This window comes from Moraxella sp. (assembly GCF_024227015.1).
Taxonomy (GTDB): Bacteria; Pseudomonadota; Gammaproteobacteria; order Pseudomonadales; family Moraxellaceae; genus Moraxella.
Map to the genome: position 1 here is coordinate 1 of NZ_JAAELD010000120.1, position 1,026 is coordinate 1,026.

1 protein-coding gene is annotated in these 1,026 nt (G+C 44.6%); it reads left to right on the forward strand.

The genetic code is table 11. The annotated features are described in order from the left end of the window. Positions 1-252 precede the first annotated feature (252 nt). Positions 253-870: a cation transporter gene (locus GY683_RS02500; protein ID WP_297287241.1), complete on the forward strand. Its 618-nt coding sequence runs from the start codon at positions 253-255 to the stop codon at positions 868-870. Positions 871-1,026 lie beyond the last annotated feature (156 nt).

Sequence of the window (1,026 nt, forward strand, 5' to 3'; positions counted from 1 at the left end):
ATTCCGCAATAAAAATCATGTTGTTTCGTGTAGAATTTCATTTGAGGTCACCTCTTGAGTCATTGTTTTAAGAGCAAGAGGGATAGTAACGCAAGTTGCCGAGCCCGAAATCTTAGGGGGTGGCCTCAATGAGTATCAAGTAGCTGCAACGGACACAGCAAAATTGGTACGCCATTTTGCTGTCGCAAAAGCCGCGACCAATTTGACTGTGCCGCTGAGCTTTAACGTTAGGTTGAAAAAGAGAATCGAAAGATGAGTGGATGTTGTGACGGTGGCTGTTCTATTGATGCCCTGCGCGAAGAACGGCAGCTTGGAACACTAAAAATTGTCTTGGGCATAAATGCTGTCATGTTTATTGTGATTGCAGGTGCTGCGGTATATGGCGGGTCAACCGCGCTACTAGCTGATAGCCTTGATAATTTTGGTGATGCTCTTACTTATGCCTTGAGCATGTATGCCGTTACAAGGAGCACCAACACCAAAGCTAAAGTGGCATTGTTTAAAGGTATCCTGATTCTTGTGGCTGCCTTGGTGGTTTCGGCTCAAGTTATTTACAAAATTTTTGTCCCAGGGTTACCCATTTTTGAAGTCATGGGTGCATTTAGTCTTTTGGGGCTCGTGGCAAATTCTGTTTGCCTCTTTCTGCTTTGGCGACACCGAAATGAAGATGTAAATATGAGTTCAGTATGGGAGTGCTCAAGGAACGATATTGCCTCGAACATTTCAGTCTTTATAGCAGCAGGCGCAGTTTGGTTTACTGGGTCAGGTTGGCCAGATATCGCGGTTGCTGTCGGGTTGGTATTTTTTCTGCTTCGTTCAGCAGTTCGAGTTATATCATCTGCTAAACGTGAGTTACATGCATCAACCTAACAATCACATTAAATTCGCTCCCTTCGGTCGCCGGACCTCGCTATCGCTCGGCCCTTTATGTGAAACGTTAGCCCTTTCAGGAGCACATGGTGATGAATAAAAGAGAGTTTTTGAAAGTATTAGGGTTAGCTTCGGTAGCAGGAATCTTTGGTAATA

Bases quoted from the DNA above. Each gene is read 5' to 3' on its own strand.
- GY683_RS02500 (WP_297287241.1), top strand. From the start codon at position 253: ATGAGTGGATGTTGTGACGGTGGCTGTTCTATTGATGCCCTGCGCGAA.